Source organism: Halomicrobium urmianum, from assembly GCF_020217425.1.
Lineage (GTDB): Archaea > Halobacteriota > Halobacteria > Halobacteriales > Haloarculaceae > Halomicrobium > Halomicrobium urmianum.
This window is the reverse complement of record NZ_CP084092.1, coordinates 20274-39599: the sequence shown is the minus strand read 5'-3', so window position 1 is coordinate 39599 and position 19326 is coordinate 20274. Positions and strand designations below refer to the sequence as shown.

Below are 19326 nucleotides of genomic sequence, written 5' to 3'. Positions count from 1 at the left end.
ATCCTGCAACGGTCACAGGGGAGTATCCGCAGATACTCAGCATCTGTAGCCGGGTGCTGGACGACGCCGTCGACGATCAGTAGTCAGATCAGGAGGATCGTGTCGTCGATACGCTCGAAAGGATGTAGCAGAGCGGTAGACTAGACCGTCGATTACGGGACATCGCAACGTCTGTCGTTCACTCCACCACTCTCGATAGAAAGTAGCTAAGCCACCCATTCGTTCGATTCCCGCACACCACTCGAACGCTAATCCGATCGCTCCTTCGAGATACAATATAGCGCGCTCAGCAGAAACTATAGGATATATGACTGTAATAGACGAACACCACTACTGTCGGATGAAATCGCAATACGGCGGCCGTATAATGCCCTATCTACATTAGATTCAGTAATGTAATGTAGGAGAGATCGCATGATGGTAGCCGGATTTCTCGAATCTACATTACTCCTTTATCTTGCCCACACGATTCAGTGGCATTCCGCTCTGCCGGGGTTGTGCCGATTTCCACGGAATCTGATATATTAAATCGGCCCCTGTAGTCGCTCCCGAATGCCCTGCCTGCCCCACTATCATCTCACCAGTCCCACCGTCGACGAACAATGCAAAACAAAAAAGAGAGCGCGGCCAGGTAATTACCCGTCGAGCGAGAGGGTCGTAGTATCGCTCGTGACGCCGACTGTCTGCTGACTGTTGTACTCATCCGGCTTTCCGAGGGCGATCCGCACGCGCTCGCCTTCCAAGAGGGTGCGAACCATCGAACCGAACGCGGACCGTCGTCAGACCGTCACCTTGGCCCGCGTTCCCTGCTCGTCCTCGAGGTATCCGACCTGGTACTACTTCCGGGGTGCGGTCTCGTCGAACAACCGCACGATCTCGCCCTCCACGGTGACCCATTCGGCGTCGGGATCGATGCCAGCCGCCTGTGTCGAGACGGGGGGATCGTCTGCCTACTCGTCCAGAACCTCGAACACAGCTTCTGTGAACGTCTATCCGTGTTTCTCCCACTCCTCGGCCAACCGCCGGGCTGCGTCGACTCGCGACAGTGCCTCGAAGGTCGCTGCAATCTTGTCCGCGCGCTCGTTCACTTTCGCCAGTTCGTCCTGACTCAGGTTCGCCCGTGGATCCACCGTCCGCGTTCGCTGTGACGACGGAATCGTGACGTGCTCCCGACCGTCCGCCAGGTGCTCGGGCAGCACGCGGCGAGCGCCGGCGAAGCCCTTGAACCCAGCCGTCATCCGCGGGTCCGTGCCGAGGAGCGCCAGCGACGAGACACGGAGGCGGCACGGACGGTGCGGTTCAAGGACGTCGGGCCGCCCACACGAGCGAACGTACCCGAGCATCGATGCGGGCGCGGCGGGCGGTCGGTGCAGCGCCCGCCGAGCGAACGAGTGGTGCGTGAGCGAGCCCGGCCCGACCCGGCAGGAGTCCGGTCCCACCGCGAGGAGCGCCAACGACGAGCGGCGGGGCCGGAAGCTGCCCGGCGGGAATGGGCTACACGCGGCCAGGCGCACAGCCCGTGGAGCGCGTCCGGAACGTACGATCTCACTCAGAACTACGAGCGTGACCGAGATGTACTGCTAAGGTCAACGGAGTACGTACCAAGGTGTCGGGGGAGAAACCTGGTAGTCACGAAGGTTTCTGGATCGAGTTCGTCGGGAAAGACCACAACTGGACGGGTAGACCGAGACTCTCAGATCGAACCGTTTCGATCAAGAAGGCAGTCATCAGCTGTCTGGAGACGACCGTTGTCGATAGAGATGATGGAGCCTACTGGTCAGTCGCGAAGATCAGCAACTGATCGCCCGCCCTCTCGGACGTGCTCGCTGCGCTCGATATCGAGTTCTTCAGAAAGGAACTCGAGCGTCTCGTTTAGATCCATGTCGCTCTCGGAGGACGCTGGTGTACCCATAGGGTGTACTACTTGAGGACGTCGGGCAATTCCCTACCTGGGGTGTTCTCCTCAGGATCGATGCCGAGCTCCCGAAGTTCTTCGTCGATGGGCGGCCGACCTGCACCGTCGTGTCCTTCAACCGCCTTGTCGAGGTTTTCGAGGGCTGCTTCACGGGTTTCTCCCTAGCTGACAACACCTGTTTCGACATCTACTGCCGTCCAGAGCTCTGTGTCTCCGTCCTTTGTTAATCGAATTTCTTCCCCAGCACCCATGGCATGTGAAACTCTGTCATCACCTGTTGACATCCTCCTCCGCCTGAAGGCGGAGGAATCCCGAGCGGTGGGAGTGTCAGGTCTGCAACCACGGACGCCGCCACTTCACGGGAGTCCGCCGCTAACCCAGCCATCGTGGTCGGTGGCTGTCTAGCCGTGCCAAGCGGCTGTTACTCCTATCCTCGGTGTCGTTGACTCTCACCTGTTGTGTTTTTGCCAGCAGAGAGCCTCCGACACGTCGCCGGACTCGGAGTTATCGTCGGGCTTGCTCAGGCCGACGGGCACAAGGACGAACCCTTCGAGGATTCGCGTTCACCGCGTCGGCGTTTCGGATACTGCCTCGTTATGTGGGCGGGCTGGCCGCCTCCGAGGGTCGTTCGGAATCCGCTCCGTTCCGACCTGACCTTACTGCTGTATAGCAGTTCTTGACACTTGACAGTATAGAATGGAAACTCAGCAATGCAATTGGCGGTAGAATATATCACTAGGTCACCGCGCGTATCCACGGCGTGAACGCCGTGGTATTGCGCCTGTTCAGCGTATAAACGGAGTAGCTGGCTCTTTTCGATAGTAGAGTACTGTTGGAATCCTATTATATCGACAGCTTTCCCGCTGAAACACCTGTTAGGTAGGTCAGCGGATGCAGCACGGCAACCTACGCGGATCAAATCGGTATTGACACAACGGGGACGGTTGATTCGCCCCTCAAGACAGTTACATGGACACTCTAAGAACAGAATATTTTTGTAGCTCGGGTACTACGTTTCTGATGAACACGGGAGCAGGTCAACATCACGGTTCCGTGGTGCGTGGCCTGGGAAGGGCAGTGAGGTAGTGGCTCACGCCTGTTGACTCCCCAGTTGGTTTCTGGTGTTGAGAACGTACTGAGAGACATCCTCATCGTCAATATGGTTCTCAACGAGATTCTCAAACTGTCGCTGTGACAGCTCTCCGAGTACGTCTTCTGATGGACGGTGTCCCGTCAGCCACGCCGCCACCTTCGACTCAAACGTGTTCTTCTGAGCGACGCCTTTCGGAGCCAGTTCATAAACACGGTCCTCAAAAGTAACGGACGGGACAGACCGTGAGCTATCGAATCGCTGGACGTTGTCTATTGGTTCAACTGCGTCCTCCTGTTCTATTCGATGGCGAAATACGTTACAGGCGCAATCCGCCACAGTGACTTCAGGGTATGTTCTGTCACCTTTTTCAAGTGTGGCGAAAGCGATGTTGACGTTGTTCTGGTTCTCGAAGTAGTCGTCAAGTATCTCGGATCGAGAGCGTAGGATATTCTGTTTCCCCCCGAAGTTTGAGACACGACCATCCAGTATGACGAGGCAGTTAGTTGTGTCGCCGTCGCGTGAGACTCCTGCTGGGACGACTTCTTTTATCGCCTCGACGGCCATGAGTGCCCGCTGGCCGCGAGTAGGTGACCCCCATGCTGCTCGCGCTCGGGTCGGTATCTCAGTTTGTCTGAAGAACCTGTAGATATCATCGGTATCCAAGTCTGTCGATTTTTGTAGCCAAGGCTTAGCACCTGCACTGAGAAGTCCCTTCACGATATGGACTGACTGTTCCCTGTCGATGAGTGAAGCGCTTACAACAGTCGGTATCCTGTCTTCGTGTATACCGGTTTCGTCGATTGCGATCACAGACTCAAAGGCCTGTCTTGGCGCTGTCGTCCCAGATAATTTGACAGGCACGACCACAATATATGCTGGTTGACCTCCAGTATAAACCTTCTATTCTGAAGGTATTGCTCTATTGAATCCGGAGACGGCGAGCGGATAGCGTCGCTGTGAAGGTCGAAGCGAAGCGGAGAGAGGAAATGTGCCTAAACTCCTCTTCCGCTTCGTTACACAAGCGGCGTCGCTAGCTCAAAAGCGCTGTGCTGCCAGCCCCACGGCGGTGGTGAGCGACCCGGCTGGCAACGGATTTGCTGGCTGGAAGCATCTCACGCTGCATTTTCTGCGGGTTCATATGAGCGCGAGCTGCGCGGAAATCGTCGATTGGGCCAGTGAGATGGATCGGGTGCGCGCAGTCTTGCAGTTGGCCCGCTTCGAGTTCCCGGCACCCTCGACGCTGTGGCGGTCATTCGAGCGGGTGCCGACACGCATTTGGCGCCAACTGCTCGACCGGTCGGCAACCCGCTGCGATCCAGGCGATCACGGCGCGCTGGATGCCACGTTTATCGACCGCCAGGCGGCATCCAGCCACTACGTTGCACGGTCGGATCGCGACATACAGACGCTGAAAACGACGGCGCTGGTCGATACAGAATCGTGTGCCGTCCTCGACGTCCACTGCTCGGCACACTGGCCCCACGATACCCAGGTGGGCCGTCAGGTAGCGCTACGCAACACTGAGAAAATCGAGAGTCTCGCCGGTGACAAAGGCTACGACGATCAGTCGCTGCGGGACGCACTCCGTTCAGATGGCGTCCGGCCAGTGATCAAACACCGGTTGTTCGCCCACTACGACCACGCACATAACGCACGGTTGGACAGCGACCTCTACGGGCAGCGTTGGATGGCCGAGAGTGCATTCTCGGCCATCAAGCGTCGATACGGCTCCGCTGTCAGGCCGGGCATCTGGTACAGAGAGTTTCGTGAACTCGTGCTCACCGCCGCAGTCTATAATCTCGAACAAGCAATCAAGGAGTGATCCCTACGCCGTCTGTGGATTCAATAGAGCAGAAGGTATTGTAGTCGGTCGCTATCCGGACAGTCAGAGGGCTGCTTAGTTATGGTTCGTCAAGTCAAGACGCCACGGCTAAGAAGCGGTAGAGTTCGGCAAGGAGAAATGAGTTGTGCGTTGCTGTTGTGATGGACTCACCTTCTGTACTGACCGCAACGACTCATCACATCGAGGCGGGTTCTCACCAGCTAATTCGGAGTGAAACAGCCGCTCAGTAGGTGTGCGAGTGTAACAGAGAGTTTCGGTCACGTTGCCAAAACATATGTCGGCCAGTAATAGAACAATTGGTATGACTCGTCCTTGGTCCCGGCGGGCAGTTCTTTGTTCGGCAGGCACAGGAATTGCGCTCCTGAGCGGCTGTACCTCCTTCGCGTCGGAGCCGTCCACAGACCCAACGGCAACACCAGTATCGGCAGAAAAGATTGCCAACTTCGGGTGCCCTCCATCCGGCAATGGCAACGCTACGGTGTGTTCGCAGACGGTTGAGACCGACACTGCCTCGGTGTACCTCCTTCCAACACCGACTGTCGCTGACGCTCCCGATTCACTTGAACTGACTCTCACGAACGAGTCAGGGACCGACCTTTCGTTCAATCCCTACTCGTGGTCAGTCTGGAAGAAGAGCGGGTCCAGTTGGTCCCAGATTGAACAGAAGAGTTCTGGTGGTGGGAAGCTAACAGTTGCAGCCGGTGACTCAGAGAAGTGGACCGTCGAAACAGTCGTGGGATACATCAACGAGTCGACCACGCTTGATTCGGGAGCATACTCTGCGGCAATCAACGTCCCGAACCCAGACGGTGACGACTGGATAACGTGTCTCGCCGTATTCGGTCTTCGGTGACAACTGCCTTGTTGAATCCGGTTGCGGTCACTGTTTCATGGAGCGTTCGAGGTTGTAGACGGCGGCGGTGAGCACCAGTTCGCGGAATTCTCGGTACCAGGCGCGTGGCCTGACAGCGGAGCCGTATCGACGCTTGATGGCCGAGAAGGCGGTCTCGGCCATCCAGCGCTGCCCGTAGAGCCCGCTGTCCAACCGTGCGTTGTGTACGTGGTCGTAGTGGGCGAACAGCCGGTGTCTGATGACCGGCCGGACGCCTGCGGTGCGGAGTGCGTCCCGCAGCGACTGATCGTCGTAGCCGTTGTCGCCGGCGAGACTCTCGATTTTCGTCGTATTTCGGAGCGCGACGCGACGGCCCACCTGAGTGTCGTGGGGCCAGTGTGCCGAGCAGTGGACGTCCAGGACGGCACACGACTCCGTATCGATCAGGGCCGTCGCTTTCAGTGTCCGTCTGTGGCGATCCGACCGCGCGATGTAGTGGCTGGATGCCGCCTGCCGGTCGAAGAACGTGGCATCCAGCGCGCCATGATCGCCGGGATCGCAGCGTGCCGCTGACCGCCGGAGCAGCTGGCGCCAGACACGCATCGGCGCCCGCTCGAACGACCGCCACAGCGTTGAGGGCGCGGGAAACGCCGACCTCGCTAGCCGAAGCAAACCACGAACACGATCCATCTCACTCACCCAGTCGACGATTTCGCGGTACGTCGCGTCCATGTGGATCCGCAAGAAATGCAGCGTCACGTGCTTCCAGGCAGGAAACCCGTTGCCAGCCGGGTCACTCACCGCCGACGTGGGGCTGGCGGCACAGCGCTTTTGAGCCAGCGACACTGCCTGTGTAACGAAGCGGAAGAGGGTGCTGGACACATCCGATTCTTCCGCTTCGCTTCTCCCTTCACAGCGACGCTATCCGTTCACCGTCTCCGGATTCAACAGAGCACATTCATGCCACCGGGCCCGAACACTATCACCCGCCGCCCGATGCGAGTTCAAATCCAGACGAGGTTGAAGAGTCCTGTATCACGCAATCTCCCGAAGAATTGGTCATCCGTGCTGTCCTCAAACTCTGGCGGGTCGCCTATCACACAAACTCGTATGAACCACTGAACGCAGGGAGTAACTCGACGATTCTGACGCCTTCATCGGATCCAAGGAGCAGTCGAGTCAGAACCGAGTGCGGGGTCGACGTTCACGGTTTCGTTACCGACCGTCGGCGAGACCCGAGTGATCGGGAGAGACCGGGTTAGACCAGCTCGATGACGTTCCCGTTCGACGTGACGTGGAGGTCGCGGCCCAGCTTGTAGCCCTGGTTGCCGGCGAGGTCCACGTAGCCGGAGAAGCCGCCCATGTCCTGGTGAGCGGGGACGACGTGCTGTGGCTGGAGGGCGTCGAGCATCTCGTAGTGGCCCTCCTGTCGGAGGTGGCCGGAGACGTGGACGTCGTCGTAGATTCGGGCGCCCTGCATCCGCAGCAGCTGTTCGGACTGGTAGCGCTGGCCCTCGTTGGTCGGCTCCGGGATGATGCCGGCGCTGAAGATGACCTTGTCGCCCTCGTCGAGTTCGAAGGTCGTCTCGCCGCGGCCCATCCGGGTGAGCATCGCCCGGGGCTCGCCTTGGTGGCCAGTCACGACGGGGAGATAGTCCTCTTTCCCCTCGTTCATGATGCGCTCGAAGGCCCGGTCGACGGAGTTCCGGTGGCCGTACATCCCGATGTGGTCCGGGAGGTCGACGGCGCCGATGCGGTCCGCCGTGCCGGAGTACTGTTCCATCGACCGACCGAGGAGCACGGGTTCGCGACCGATCTCCTGCGCGAACTCGACGATCGACTTCACGCGGGCGATGTGACTGGAGAAGGTGGTGGCGACGATGCCGCCGTCGTAGTCCTCCAGGCTGTGCATGACGTCCTCGAGCTGACTGCGCGCGACGGCCTCGGAAGGCGTGCGGCCCTTCTTGTTAGCGTTGGTACAGTCCTCGATGTAGCAGAGGACGCCTTCGTCCTCGCGGCCGATTTCGCGGAACCGCTTCATGTCGATGGGATCGCCGAGAACGGGCGTGTGGTCCATCCGCTTGTCCAGCCCGTAGACGATCGCGCCCTCCGGCGTGTGGAGGACGGGGTTGATCGCGTCGATGATGGAGTGGGCGACGTTGACGAACTCGAGCTCGCACCGCTCCCCGATCGACATCGTCTCCCCGGCCTCCATCGTCACGAGGTCGTTCTCCACGTTGAACTTGTCCTCGTCGCTGATCTCCTCTTTGACGAGTTCGATGGTGAAGGGCGTGGCGACGACGGGCGCATCGTAGCGGTGTCCGAGCTTGGAGATGGCGCCAACGTGGTCGAGGTGGCCGTGCGTCGGCACAATGGCCTTCACGTCGCCCTCCAGGTCCGACATGATGCGGTCGTCCGGGATCGCGCCCATGTCGATCAGATCGAGGGAGTGCATGCCCTCGGTCCGGATGTTGTCGTGAATCAGTACCTTCGAGAGGTTCAGCCCCATGTCGAAGACGACGATGTCGTCGCCGGCACGGACTGCCGTCATCTGGCGGCCTACTTCCTCGTAGCCGCCGATAGTTGCGATTTCGATGTCCATAGTTGCGTCCGATCAGGGCGATCCCAGAACTCGCGACGAGTTCGCCGTGATACGGAGGGCAGGAGCCGGATCGACTGCAAGTAGAAGCGGCGCCGTCGGACGCCAGCGCTCCAGATCGCTCGCCCCTGCCCGGGGACAGCACGTGTTTCGGTTGGAATGAACTCGGGGATGCCGACGTAAATAGGCAGTGGAACGACGCTCGGCGCTTCCGATGCCGTGTAGCGAACGCTCCACCAGCCGGACGATGCGGTTACGCTGTGTGGACTGCGTCACCGAGTGTCATATCCCCGTTCGGGGCAAAGAATCCGCTATGGGCGACGACGTACCGGACGCGGAGACGGCCACCGGGATCGCCGAGGACTACGCCGACGAGGAGTGCGTCGGTCAGCTCGGAGACGTCGTCGAGGTGGTGGAACGGGAGGCAGAGTGGATCGTCGAGTTCCGGACCCACACGTTCTCAGACGCGTACACGCACCGCCTTACAATCACGAAATCAGTCGGGAACGTGGTCGGCCACGAACGGTCGGGTGAGTGAGCCCCTCCTCGCTGCTCTCGGCAGTGCCGACCTGCCGTCAGGCGATACACGAGGTCGGTGGTCGCCCCGGGAAAGCAGGCGACTCCGCTCGCTCCCGAAACTCACTGCCGACTACTCGCGCTCGAAACTCACTGCCGGAGAAGCGGTCATTGATACGCGACTGACGGCCGGGCGTACCGAAAAGGGGACGACGTGGATGAGTCAGAGGCGTCGACGAGAGAGGTGAAAACGCTCCCTCGTCAGGCATCGGTGTGGGTGGTGGTCCGGGATTCCAGATCGGCCTATAGTAGAAATTGAAACTCTTCACACATCGAGGGGCCCCCTCGAGTGTGTCATTGCGTTCAATTTCTACTATACGCTCCCGGCACTTGCATTGTAACAGAGATACCGGGGAAAGTTTACCCCCTAAAGTATTAGGTTCGGTCGTCGGCTGGCCGACGGCTCTGCTTCGGCGTTCACGTCGGTTCGAGGACGAGGTTGTTTCTCGTCACGCCAGAGGGGGGTTTCTCGCAACGTCAGAGGGGCCGTCCCCCCGTGTGCGAAGTGAATTGCTAGCGACTGTTCGGAGCGGACACCCCGTGTGCAAGGTGAAATCCGTGGTCAATCGGGAACACCCCGTGTGCGAAATGAAATTGTACTTATCATTGCCGGACGCATATTCGGACCCTGTCATTCTCCGCGAACGTGCCACACCCCGTGTGCGAAATGAATTCGACGACGGCGTGGAGCGTGGCTTTCGGCTACTCCCCGTCGAAGAAGTCGTCGATCTGAGCGGTGACGACGGACTTGATCAGGTCCTCGTCGTCGTCGATCTCCTCGAGACGAATGTCGGCCTGGAGCGTCTCGGCGACGACGTCGGGGTCGTCGATGAACGTGTACTCCTTGTGGACGCCACTCCCGTATCCCCGACCGCGTTTCTCCGAGGTCACGAAGTTGTAGGTCTCAGCTTCGCTCATGTACCGGAGGTAGGAGTCGCGTGACTTCTCGTCGGCGTCCAGCAAGTCCGTGAGATACTGATAGACCCGATAGGCGACGGTGCTGGGAACGGCGTTCAGGTTCCGCTGGGAGTGGACCTGCACGATGGCAGTCGCGTACAGCGAGAGCTTCTTCTGCGTCGACAGGCCCTGCATCTGCGTCAGCGTGCGGTCGCGTTCGGCCTCCCGCTGGGCGTCGCGGACGTGCTCCTCGCACACGGTGTCCTCACCCCGGCGGTCGGCGATCTCACCGGCCTTCCTGAAGAGGTCGATGGCCTTCCGCGCGTCGCCGTGGTCCTGCGCCGCGAACGCGGAACTGAGCGGGATGATCCCGTCCTCGAGGACGCTGTCCTGATAGGCGTCGCGGCGACGCTCGAGAATCGCCTGGAGCTGGTTCGCGTCGTAGTCCGGGAAGACGACGTCCTGCGGGTTGAACGAACTCTCCGCCCGACCGTCGAGGTCCTCCATGAAGCGGGGGTCGTTCGTGAGAGCGGCGACGGAGACGTGACCGTCGATTCGGCCGAGCTGCGACGCGCGCGAGAGCTGATAGAGCAACTTCGAGTACGCCGGCTCGTCGTTGGGGTCGCGCTGGCGACCGACGAGGAGGTCGACCTCGTCGAGGATGATGATGACCGAATCGAAGTTATCGCTCAGGATCTCGTAGAAGCGGTTGAGCTTCTGGTCCGTCGAGATACCGCTTTCGGGGACGCCCACGTCGACGTCGGCCTTGGTCGCGGCGTTTTTCACGAGTCGGTAGACGGCGCGGTCGTGAGACTTGATCGTCTGGCAGTTGATCTTGATGACGCCGAACTGGTTGCCCTGTGAATTGGCGAGTTCGAGGACCTGCTGGCAGACGGCGTTGATGATCAGCGACTTGCCGGTGCCCGATGGCCCGTAGAGCAGCATGTTCGGCGGACGGTTGCCCTGCAGGGCCGGGCGGAGGTACGTGATGATGTCGTCGAGTTGCTGATCGCGACCGACGATCCGGTCCTCGTCGATGACGGCGTCCGGGTCGAGCAGCCCCTTGTCCCTGAAAACGGAGTTCTGCACTCCCTCCTGCAGACGGCCTTTGATGGACTTGGAGAGAGACTGTTGATCGTCGCCGTCGGCCATGGTTTCCGTGTGTAGGCCGTCCCGTAAATAGGTATGGGTACCGTGTGCGAGGTTAAATTTGGCGAATCTCCGGGCTAGAAGCCTACTGTAGGTGGTGGTGATTTCGAGCACTCCGACCGCGGGCGAAATCAAATTCCGGACGGACACCCCGTGTGCGATATGAAGACCACCAGGGAATTCTCCTGGCCTCCGTTCGAGCGGTTGTTCCCCTCCCACCCCCCGTGTGCGATATGAAAAGTCGTGAGTCTCATCTCGGCCTCAGATTGAGTTCAAAGCGGGCGACGGTGCTCTACCCTCCCCCCGTGTGCAAGATGAATTTGCTGGCGTAGTACGAGCGACTTCGCAGATCGAAGCTCTCTCGTCATCACGAGACGGCTCCACTGTCTCGGACGACCCCGAGGCCTCCCCCTACTCAACATGTAGAGGTCGAGGACGAAGAACGACGGCGGCCTCTCACCCCCACACCCCGTGTGCGAAGTGAAATCGGCGCAAAAGCAAGCGGCGGACGAAACAGACGTGAAAGCGAGAGACACCGATTTGTCGCCATGAGTCGTACAAAATGGAAATACTGAAGCTACGCGTTGTGAACTCCGCGATAGTGAAAGACGTATGATGTACCTGTCTATATAGTCTTATTTTTTATTATAGATATGGGATGTTTGCAATACGGTTACAGTTATGCATGATACCATATAAAACCTCCTTTTTTAGTCTGCTTTCCTCAAATATACATATAGTAGCATTCTACAGCTTGAAATCGACAAAATCGATCACAACAGGCCCCATCTCGCAATCCCCTCCCTCCTCTCCTCGACCGTTTTCATTTCGCACACGGGGTGTGGGGGTTCCGATCGGCTCGGTTCCCGTCTTTGATCCGAGTGGATACATGTAATCCGTTACAGCCCGATATCCGAGGAGCGACTGAACCAGTTGGCTTCCTCCCCTGGTATCCGGAGTTACGATTAGCACGAGAGCTGATCGCCCTCGCAACGATGACAGCGAGATGCGATTATAGTAGAAATTGAACGCACTGACACACTCGAGGGGCACCTCGGGTGCCCCTCGATGTGTGAATAGTTTCACTTTCTACTATAGCTGTGGGAAAATAGCCGAACTACCGACTTCCGGCCGCTGTTCGAAAACAGCCCCGCGTTTTCGAGTTGTAAATCGAGAATCCACCATCCAGATGGGCGATCGGAGTAATACTCGCCGTTCCGTCCCAGTCTGTCTCGTTACGTCTCCATTTTCGAGCTGTAACCGACCAGCCGGGAGCGACCAGCCCCCCGTTTTCGAGTTGTAAGGCCAGATCAAACCCCGGACATCTGCAGCCGAGGAGGAAACGCGGGAGTCCCCGCGAGCATCTTGCGAGAAACCCTCCACGAACAGCTCAGGGGGCGCAAGTGGTGGTCCGTCCGTCGGCTGTTCGGTCAGTCAGATCCGGTGGTTCTCGTTTCGCCGAGGGCGTGGAGGAGCCGGTAGGCCCCCGGCGTGGTCGCGTAGTATCGCCATCGGCCCTCTGCGCCGCTCGTGAACAACCGCGACAGCGCCTGGCTGACGGCGCCCTGGCTCACGCCGAGCCCCGGTTCGAGCTTGCAGACGCAGAGCTCGTCGTCCGCCGCGGCGATGAGTCGGAGCGCCTCGTAGCGGGAGTCGTTCCCGAGCGCTCCGAGCGTCTCGACGTCGGCTACCAGTTCGTCGTCCCGTCCAAAAACGGCATTATGTCGGGCGGTGAGTGGCCCCATATGATCCCCCGCGATTCGACGCGACGCCGGTTCCTGTCGGTGGGAGTCGCCGCCGTGGTCGCCGCCTCCGCTGGCTGTCAGAGCCTGTCTGCGTCGAGCGACAACGACGAGGCCGGAGGGACCCAGCGGTCCCTCCAGCTCACTCTCGCCCCGCGGGACGGCCCGCTCCGCGACCGGTACGTCGCCGACCTCTCGGAGACGCAGCCGGACTGGGACGAAGCGGCGTTCGAGGAGACGCTGAACGGATCGACGTACACGACCCAGTACCGGAAACCGTTCCGCACGTCCGACGACGATCCCAGGTACGCGGAGCGCGACGGCACCTACTACCAGCTTGGATCCGTCGTCGTCGACGAAGCGACCGAGACTCGTCCGGTGCTTCGACTCTCCGAGGTGAGTGACGACGCCGACGCCTCGTCTGCCGACGACGACGACGCGTCTGCCGATCCGATCGACGCCGACCGGCTTCCCGAGAGCGATCAGCGGGCCGTCCACGTCGCGCACATGGCTGCCCGGGCTCGCGGTAACGTCGGCGGCGTCGCGTGGGGACTCGTCCAGCGCGGCGGGTACGTGTACCGGCGGGAGGAGGCAATCGAGGCGAGTCGGCTGCTGGCCGACGACGCCCCCGACCGGGTAACCTTCCGCGAGACGACGTACGCAGTCGACGTCAGCGACGAGCGGTTCCACGAGCCGGTCTACCGGGCGACCGTCCAGCAGGTCGCGACCAGTCCCGACAGGATGGAGGCGATCCTCCGCGCGAAGATCGTCGACGCGCGTATCGCGGAGAGCGACCTCTCCGAGGACGCCCGAGAGATACTCTGGCAGGCGCGGGGCGACGGCGAGGGATACAGCGAGTCACACTCGTACTCACCCGAGTATCGAGCGGTGTTGCGGGCCCTCGACGAGCGGGCGTACGTCGACGGCAACGTCGAAAAGGACGCGTTCACGGACGACCACGGCGGGGGGACGCTGCTATACGACGGGGACTACTTCGACTATCGGTTGCGCTTCAGCAGTGACTCGGCCTGACGCTGGTCGACCGGTCCGAACTGGCACCTGAACAGTCAGCGGATCTGGCCGGCAGTAGAGCAGACCCGACTGGACTACGCCTGTACGCCGTGATCGGAGGAACGCAGCAAGTCGATCGTCTCGTCGTCGTGAACAGTGATAGTGTGGCCCGCGTAGTCGAACTGAACGGTCGTCTCTCCCGAGATCTCTTCGACTTTGTCCAGCGCATCGACGTCGACGGCTCTCCCTAACGGCGGTAGTTCTAACGGATCCGACTCGGTCTGACTGGCGACTGCTCGCACGACGCGCTGGGTGATTGGTTGTCTGTCCTCCATACCAGTCACCACGGACGACGTTTCATTGACATCCTCCTCCGCGTGAACGCGGAGGAATCCTGAGCGTTGGAGTTTTCAGGTTTGCAATCTCACCGAGCATCCAACCAGTACGAATCTGAGAGGGACGCTCGTGGTCTCAAGCGGGTGGGACTGCTGGGAGTGCCAAGCCCCCGGTACTCCTATCCTCATGCCGCGTTCGACCCTCGTGGTTGTTTGTGCCCAGCGAGGGTCGAGTGGGCGTCAACGGACTCGGAGTTACTTTTCGTAGTGTGTACAGCAGTCAGGCACTGCACCGGTTCATTATAGGAACCGACCGTTCACCCGGACTGGTTCCGATTACTGTCTCATTGCTTGGGGGCGGGCAGGCCGCCATCGTAGGACTGGCAGGAATCGCTCTCTTCCCGGCCTGATTCCTCTCTCCTACGAAGGTCGCCTGCGACTTGAGAGTATGGATTTGAAATCTCGGACTGGTCATCGCAGCGTGGAGCGATTCTCAAATGGCGGCGCGTATCCACGGCCTGAAGGCCGTAGTATTGCGCCTGTTCATCGTATAATCGCCGACGGACAGCGACGGACACCGGTCGTGAGCTGTCCAGTAGCCTCTCGGTAGTTCCGGAGTGGCGGCTCGGTGTGGTCGTTTGCTCCCCAGTGACGCACGTGTTTTCCCCATCCGGCCCGTATCGAGGCAGATGATCATCGCGACCTTCTCGCTGCCCCACGAGGCCGTCGCCCTCGAGTACGCCTTCCGGGAGCTGCCCGACCTCGCGGTTGAGGCCGAGCGCATCGCGGCCCACAGCAGGGCGTGGGTGATGCCCTGTCTCTGGGTCGCGCACACCGAATTCGACGCTACCGACGACGTCCTCGCGGCCGATCCGAGCGTCGACGAGATCGTCGACAGCTACGAGTTCGGTGACGAGAAGTACTACCAGCTCGACTGGAGCGGGGACGTCGACGAGCGCATCGACGACTACGTCGACCAGCGGGGATCGATTCTGGACGCCGAGGCGAACGCTCTCGGGTGGCAACTGCGCATCCGGTTCGTCTCGCGCGACCAGTTCGAGGCCTTCCGGGACGCCCTCTCCGAACGGGAGACGAGCTTCGAGCTCCGCAGTCTGACCGAACCCGGCGCCCCGCGGCAATCGTTCGGATCGGTGACGCCAGAGCAGCGCGACGCCCTGGTGGCCGCCCGGGAGCGGGGCTACTTCGACGTGCCCCGTGAGACCGGGGTGGACGAGGTGGCCCAAGAGCTGGGCATCTCCGATCAGGCGGTGTCCGAACGTCTCCGTCGCGGGACCGCGAACCTCATCGACGCGACGCTGACGACCGAGGGGGAGTCGGTCGAGTAGTTCGCCGTTGCCGAGACTGCGGCGGGACGAGTCCGCCGAGACCGAGATGGGGTCGATCACGCGAGTCGTAGCGGATAAGACCGGTCGCGGATAGACCGACACGTGACTGCGATCGATCTGCTCCGGTCGGTGCTGTCGATCTTCCTGTCCTCGGTCGCCCCGCCGCTTTCGATCGCTGCCGCGGGGTATCTGCTGGGAAGGGCTCGAGACGTCGACATCGACGGACTCAGCACGGTGACCGTGTATATCCTCCTGCCCGCGCTGGTGTTCGAGACGCTCGTCACCACGTCGATCGACGTCGGAACGGTCGCGAGCATCGCGGGGGCGATGGTTGCATTCACCTTCGTGATGGGCGTCATTGCCTGGGCCACGGACCGATCGCGGGGCCAGGAGGGGACCGTGGTGTACGGCGCTGCGATGGCCGCCGCGATTCCGAACGTCGGCAACTTCGGCATCCCCGTGGCCTCGTTCGCGTTCGGCGAGGCCGGCCGGTCGACCGCCGTGCTGTTCGTCGTCGTCCAGAACCTGGTGCTGTACACGCTGGGCATCTACCTCCTGTCGAAGGGTCGATCGGACGGCGGCCACCGCGAGGCGGTCCGGCGCGTGCTCAGCCAGCCGGTCGTGTACGCGGTCGTGGCCGCGATGACCGTCGCCGGGCTCGACGCCGCACCACCGGCGGACGGGACGGTCATGCAGACGTTAGGGATGGTCGGCGACGCCTCGATCCCGATCTTTCTCCTGATCCTCGGCCTGCAGGTCGCGAAGATGGACGTCGGCGCGACGGTCCGACAGACGCTCCCGACGGTCGGGCTGAAGCTCCTGATCGCTCCCGTCGTCGCCGTGGCCGTCGTGGCCCTGATCGACGTCGGCGACTCCGCCGTGACGTGGGCGTTCGTCGTCCTCGCGGCGGGACCGTCCGCCGTCACGCCGATGGTGCTGTCCATCGAGTTCGCGGACGACCCCGACGAGGGCGTCTCGACGGGCGACTACGTCGGGACCGTCGTGTTCCTCACGATCCTCGGGTGCCTGCCGATCGTCACGGGGCTGATACTGCTCGCGAGGAGTGGTGTCGTAGCGTAGCCAGTTTCGCCCGCACGCTTGATGGGACTTACTCGTATTCCCAGGCAAGTAGGGAGAAATACGATGCTTGCTCCCTGCATTGGCAGAGGGAAACAGCGTATCGTGGAAGTGCCTCTCCCCCCTCGTCCAGACTGTATCTATGATTCGAGTGTCTGGGTTTTCACTCCGATTCTTCCCTCCCCCCTCGTCCAGACTGTATCCGTGATTTGGATGTCTGCATTTTCACTCCGATACCCCCCGTCACTCTGGTCACCCATCCCCTCACCCAGACTGTATCTCTCGCTCGTAGGATTTGTTCTCCCCCTCCCTTCATCCCGGCTGTAAACTGAATCATGATTCCTTGACTGCGTCTAAGACGACCTTGTGATCCTGCATTAATCTGTGAACGGTATACGTTCCACGTCCCGACCACCGCTCGTAAGTTCATTTTCAGTCACGCCAAGGAATGCCTGTTCGTCCAGTAACTCGAGAACACGATTCTGCGACAGGGGATCGTAGCCTTCACGCTCTGCGATTGTAGTGTAGAGGTCGTAGATCTCGCTGGTTCGGAACTGGGAATGTTCCTTTTCGGAATCAGTGGTGAGGGTCGCTAGTGCCAGCAGGAGATACTTGACGTGCTGAACACTACCTGAGATAAGGCTCTTGAACTGGTTTACGTTCGCCCGATGCTCGGCTTCTTCGACCATGTCTTCAGTTACTTCTGACGCGCCTTTCCGCTCAGCGATACGGCCAGCTTCGTACAGCATATCGACTGCTTTTCGTGCATCCCCGTGTTCTTGTGCCGCCTTGGCTGCAATGAGTGAAATCACTCCCTCTTGGAGGACCCCGTCTTCAAACGCATCCGAACGGTTTGTCAGGATTGCCTGGAGTTGCTCGGCGTCGTATGGGTCAAACACGAACTCTCGATCCTGAAGGCTAGAATCGACCCGTTCGCTCAACTCTCGACGGTACTCTACTTTGTTACTGATTGAGATAACCCCGATATGCGTGTCTGTTTTCCCGCTCTCCTTTGCTCGGGATAGGCTTCGTAGAATATCGTCGTCAGATAGTAGATCGATTTCGTCGAGAATCGTGATCAAGACGTCGACGTCGTGATCGTTGAGCAAATCCCAAGTCATCTCGCGGTACTGTGAACCGGAGTATCCAGTCATCGGGATATCACGATCGGCACCAAGATGTTCATTGACTGCACGGGCCATAGCCCGGCTCGCCTGTGTCTCGGTGTCGTCGTCGGAGCAATCCACGTAGGCGTATGTGAGGCGGTGGCCGTTATCCTCGGCTTCGGCGACAGCCTCACACGTGATACTTCTCGCGATCAGGGATTTCCCGGTTCCGGTCTTTCCGTAAATCGTTATCGACTCCGGCGGCGCACCGATCGTACCGGGCGCGAGCGCTGAGCCGACTTCGCTGATTTCCGTGTCACGACCGACGATTCGATCCAGAGCAGGTACATGACTGATATCGACAAGCTCGCGATTAGCAATGATGTCCCCTCCTGCACTTGAGAAGATATCCCGTCTGGACGAATCAGTCATACGTACTATGTCTTAATAAATGGAAATAAAATTGGTGGAACCTCGTTCAGACTGTAACTGAATATATGTGGTGAATGAGGGCTATTCTCACGTCTCAAATGGGGTTTTAGTATTAATATTAGACCCTCCTCCCCCCTCGTCCAGACTGTATGTCCCGATTCGAATCGAGACTATCGGTAAAACCCACTGTCTACTCCGGGGACCACAGTAAATTGGTAATGTCTGGTAACATCTGCTAATTATATCCTGTATAGTAAAATACAAGTAATGGTTATAAACCTCCAGAGTGAGTCGATACGACGGCCCAGATGCCTGTCCATCGGGAGTTACAGTCTGGACGAGGGGGGTGGGGATTCGAGTGATCCTATCAGTGTTGAATACTGGTCTGGATTCGTCAGTACCGGGTCAGTGATACAGTCTGGACGAGGGGGGTGGGGGGACAACGTCGATACGTTCTCAGACCACGTTCCCTGCTGCTCCCACAGCGTTAGATTCGCTATAGACGGTCGATTCTATTATATTACACCTAGGAACGTTGCCAGCATGACTGGCGCGCTGGAATCGACAGAATCCTACGACGGGTCGATTACGGTCGTCTCGTTAGACGACAGTGGGGAACGTGACCGAACCACGTGTTCGTCCTATGAGGATGCCATCGCACTCATGAAGACGAAGCAGTCCAGCACGACGGTTGTGAAGATCGAGGATCGGAACGGGGAGATCGTGTTCTCGTCCGCGAAGACCGATATCCGCCAGTTGGAACGGACGTGGAAACGCGAGAAACGGACCCTCTCCGTTGACGTCGAGGAACGGGCGTGTCCGTACGACAACGTCGCCTGCTTCGCCGACGACCTCTGCGTGCAGTGCGAGATGGACGAAGTACAGCGACGGCACTAACTCAGTACGTTCTCCGATACTGTACCCCGTCTGTCAACTATATTCAGATATACTACAACTCGAACCTCTCTGAGTCACTGATCTCTCGATCTGGGGCCGAATACCGGCCGAAAACCACCACGACGGCGTCGTTCTATATACTGGCAACTTGATTACCAAATCTATATGGTTGGCTACACGTATAGGATCGTTCGATGGAGACCACCGGTATCGCGACTCGCTACTCTACCGGCCGGAGAGGCCCTCTCGCCCCTGTCGCAGCTCGAGGGGCGCCGGTGAGGCTCGGCAGTGAACCCGGTGGGAGATCGTCCGACGTACAGCAAGCCGCACAGACAGCGCTGGGCGACCACGTAGAGCGGCACCGCTCGGACGAGCGGATACGTGACCCGACCCGCTCTCGAGAGACACTCGGTGTCGACGACCTGTGACGCCGAACGCGGATCCGAGACGGCAGTTCACGGGCAGGCGGGATGCCG

Annotated in this window: 16 protein-coding genes and 1 pseudogene; 7 read left to right on the top strand and 10 right to left on the bottom strand. The window is 59.8% G+C overall.

The window, feature by feature from the left end; all coding sequences use genetic code 11:
• Positions 1-635: 635 nt before the first annotated feature.
• From LCY71_RS21535 to LCY71_RS19070, 4 genes and pseudogenes are all read right to left on the bottom strand, one after another.
• A complete protein-coding gene (locus LCY71_RS21535) occupies positions 636-758 on the bottom strand; it encodes a hypothetical protein (protein ID WP_263654386.1) in 123 nt (40 codons plus the stop codon).
• 231 nt (positions 759-989) lie between these two features.
• Positions 990-1238 (bottom strand): hypothetical protein, encoded by a 249-nt coding sequence (locus LCY71_RS19080; protein WP_225336487.1) that lies wholly within the window; start codon positions 1236-1238, stop codon positions 990-992.
• A 682-nt stretch (positions 1239-1920) separates the two neighbouring features.
• A pseudogene (locus tag LCY71_RS19075) lies at positions 1921-2166 on the bottom strand (type II toxin-antitoxin system HicB family antitoxin).
• An 839-nt stretch (positions 2167-3005) separates the two neighbouring features.
• Positions 3006-3875 carry a hypothetical protein gene (locus LCY71_RS19070; protein ID WP_225336486.1) on the bottom strand — a complete coding sequence of 290 codons (870 nt, stop codon included), beginning with the start codon at positions 3873-3875 and terminating at the stop codon, positions 3006-3008.
• A 121-nt stretch (positions 3876-3996) separates the two neighbouring features.
• On the opposite strand from LCY71_RS19070, the gene LCY71_RS19065 reads away from it, so the two are divergent.
• Both LCY71_RS19065 and LCY71_RS19060 read left to right on the top strand, forming a co-directional pair.
• The gene (locus tag LCY71_RS19065; protein ID WP_225336485.1) at positions 3997-4830 is read left to right on the top strand and encodes an IS5 family transposase; all 834 of its coding nucleotides are present in this window, start codon (positions 3997-3999) and stop codon (positions 4828-4830) included.
• A gap of 322 nt (positions 4831-5152) precedes the next feature.
• The gene (locus LCY71_RS19060) at positions 5153-5704 is read left to right on the top strand and encodes a hypothetical protein (RefSeq protein WP_225336484.1); all 552 of its coding nucleotides are present in this window, start codon (positions 5153-5155) and stop codon (positions 5702-5704) included.
• A gap of 27 nt (positions 5705-5731) precedes the next feature.
• Here LCY71_RS19060 and LCY71_RS19055 read toward each other — a convergent pair whose 3' ends face one another.
• Together LCY71_RS19055 and LCY71_RS19045 are read right to left on the bottom strand one after the other, a co-directional pair.
• Entirely contained in the window at positions 5732-6565 is an 834-nt protein-coding gene (locus LCY71_RS19055; RefSeq protein ID WP_225336483.1) for an IS5 family transposase, read from the bottom strand.
• A gap of 376 nt (positions 6566-6941) precedes the next feature.
• A complete protein-coding gene (locus LCY71_RS19045) occupies positions 6942-8285 on the bottom strand; it encodes an RNase J family beta-CASP ribonuclease (RefSeq protein ID WP_225336482.1) in 1344 nt (447 codons plus the stop codon).
• 310 nt (positions 8286-8595) lie between these two features.
• On the opposite strand from LCY71_RS19045, the gene LCY71_RS19040 reads away from it, so the two are divergent.
• Positions 8596-8820 (top strand): hypothetical protein, encoded by a 225-nt coding sequence (locus LCY71_RS19040; RefSeq protein WP_225336481.1) that lies wholly within the window; start codon positions 8596-8598, stop codon positions 8818-8820.
• A 740-nt stretch (positions 8821-9560) separates the two neighbouring features.
• Here the strand turns inward: LCY71_RS19040 and LCY71_RS19035 are convergent.
• Together LCY71_RS19035 and LCY71_RS19030 are read right to left on the bottom strand one after the other, a co-directional pair.
• Positions 9561-10907, bottom strand: a complete 1347-nt coding sequence (locus LCY71_RS19035) for an orc1/cdc6 family replication initiation protein (protein WP_225336480.1) — start codon at positions 10905-10907, stop codon at positions 9561-9563.
• Positions 10908-12334: 1427 nt separating this feature from the next.
• Complete coding sequence (locus LCY71_RS19030) at positions 12335-12649, bottom strand: ArsR family transcriptional regulator (RefSeq protein ID WP_225336479.1); 315 nt, start codon at positions 12647-12649, stop codon at positions 12335-12337.
• Between LCY71_RS19030 and LCY71_RS19025 the strand changes: the two genes are divergently transcribed.
• Positions 12650-13678, top strand: coding sequence for a hypothetical protein (locus LCY71_RS19025; RefSeq protein ID WP_225336478.1), 1029 nt, complete (start codon positions 12650-12652; stop codon positions 13676-13678). It begins immediately after the preceding gene.
• 74 nt (positions 13679-13752) lie between these two features.
• Here the strand turns inward: LCY71_RS19025 and LCY71_RS19020 are convergent, their stop codons facing one another.
• A complete protein-coding gene (locus tag LCY71_RS19020) occupies positions 13753-13992 on the bottom strand; it encodes a HalOD1 output domain-containing protein (protein WP_225336477.1) in 240 nt (79 codons plus the stop codon).
• Between the two features lie 689 nt (positions 13993-14681).
• On the opposite strand from LCY71_RS19020, the gene LCY71_RS19015 reads away from it, so the two are divergent.
• Together LCY71_RS19015 and LCY71_RS19010 are read left to right on the top strand one after the other, a co-directional pair.
• Entirely contained in the window at positions 14682-15338 is a 657-nt protein-coding gene (locus tag LCY71_RS19015) for a helix-turn-helix domain-containing protein (protein ID WP_225336476.1), read from the top strand.
• A gap of 102 nt (positions 15339-15440) precedes the next feature.
• A complete protein-coding gene (locus LCY71_RS19010; protein ID WP_225336475.1) occupies positions 15441-16418 on the top strand; it encodes an AEC family transporter in 978 nt (325 codons plus the stop codon).
• A gap of 374 nt (positions 16419-16792) precedes the next feature.
• On the opposite strand, the gene LCY71_RS19005 is transcribed toward LCY71_RS19010, so the two are convergent.
• Positions 16793-17953 (bottom strand): AAA family ATPase, encoded by a 1161-nt coding sequence (locus LCY71_RS19005; protein ID WP_308444710.1) that lies wholly within the window; start codon positions 17951-17953, stop codon positions 16793-16795.
• Positions 17954-18496: 543 nt separating this feature from the next.
• Here LCY71_RS19005 and LCY71_RS19000 point away from each other — a divergent pair.
• Positions 18497-18850, top strand: a complete 354-nt coding sequence (locus tag LCY71_RS19000) for a hypothetical protein (RefSeq protein ID WP_225336474.1) — start codon at positions 18497-18499, stop codon at positions 18848-18850.
• The last annotated feature ends 476 nt before the right edge of the window (positions 18851-19326 follow it).

Bases quoted from the DNA above. Each gene is read 5' to 3' on its own strand.
- LCY71_RS21535 (WP_263654386.1), bottom strand. From the start codon at position 758: ATGGTTCGCACCCTCTTGGAAGGCGAGCGCGTGCGGATCGCCCTCGGA.
- LCY71_RS19080 (WP_225336487.1), bottom strand. From the start codon at position 1,238: ATGACGGCTGGGTTCAAGGGCTTCGCCGGCGCTCGCCGCGTGCTGCCC.
- LCY71_RS19060 (WP_225336484.1), top strand. From the start codon at position 5,153: ATGACTCGTCCTTGGTCCCGGCGGGCAGTTCTTTGTTCGGCAGGCACA.
- LCY71_RS19045 (WP_225336482.1), bottom strand. From the start codon at position 8,285: ATGGACATCGAAATCGCAACTATCGGCGGCTACGAGGAAGTAGGCCGC.
- LCY71_RS19040 (WP_225336481.1), top strand. From the start codon at position 8,596: ATGGGCGACGACGTACCGGACGCGGAGACGGCCACCGGGATCGCCGAG.
- LCY71_RS19035 (WP_225336480.1), bottom strand. From the start codon at position 10,907: ATGGCCGACGGCGACGATCAACAGTCTCTCTCCAAGTCCATCAAAGGC.
- LCY71_RS19030 (WP_225336479.1), bottom strand. From the start codon at position 12,649: ATGGGGCCACTCACCGCCCGACATAATGCCGTTTTTGGACGGGACGAC.
- LCY71_RS19025 (WP_225336478.1), top strand. From the start codon at position 12,650: ATGATCCCCCGCGATTCGACGCGACGCCGGTTCCTGTCGGTGGGAGTC.
- LCY71_RS19020 (WP_225336477.1), bottom strand. From the start codon at position 13,992: ATGGAGGACAGACAACCAATCACCCAGCGCGTCGTGCGAGCAGTCGCC.
- LCY71_RS19015 (WP_225336476.1), top strand. From the start codon at position 14,682: ATGATCATCGCGACCTTCTCGCTGCCCCACGAGGCCGTCGCCCTCGAG.
- LCY71_RS19005 (WP_308444710.1), bottom strand. From the start codon at position 17,953: ATGACTGATTCGTCCAGACGGGATATCTTCTCAAGTGCAGGAGGGGAC.
- LCY71_RS19000 (WP_225336474.1), top strand. From the start codon at position 18,497: ATGACTGGCGCGCTGGAATCGACAGAATCCTACGACGGGTCGATTACG.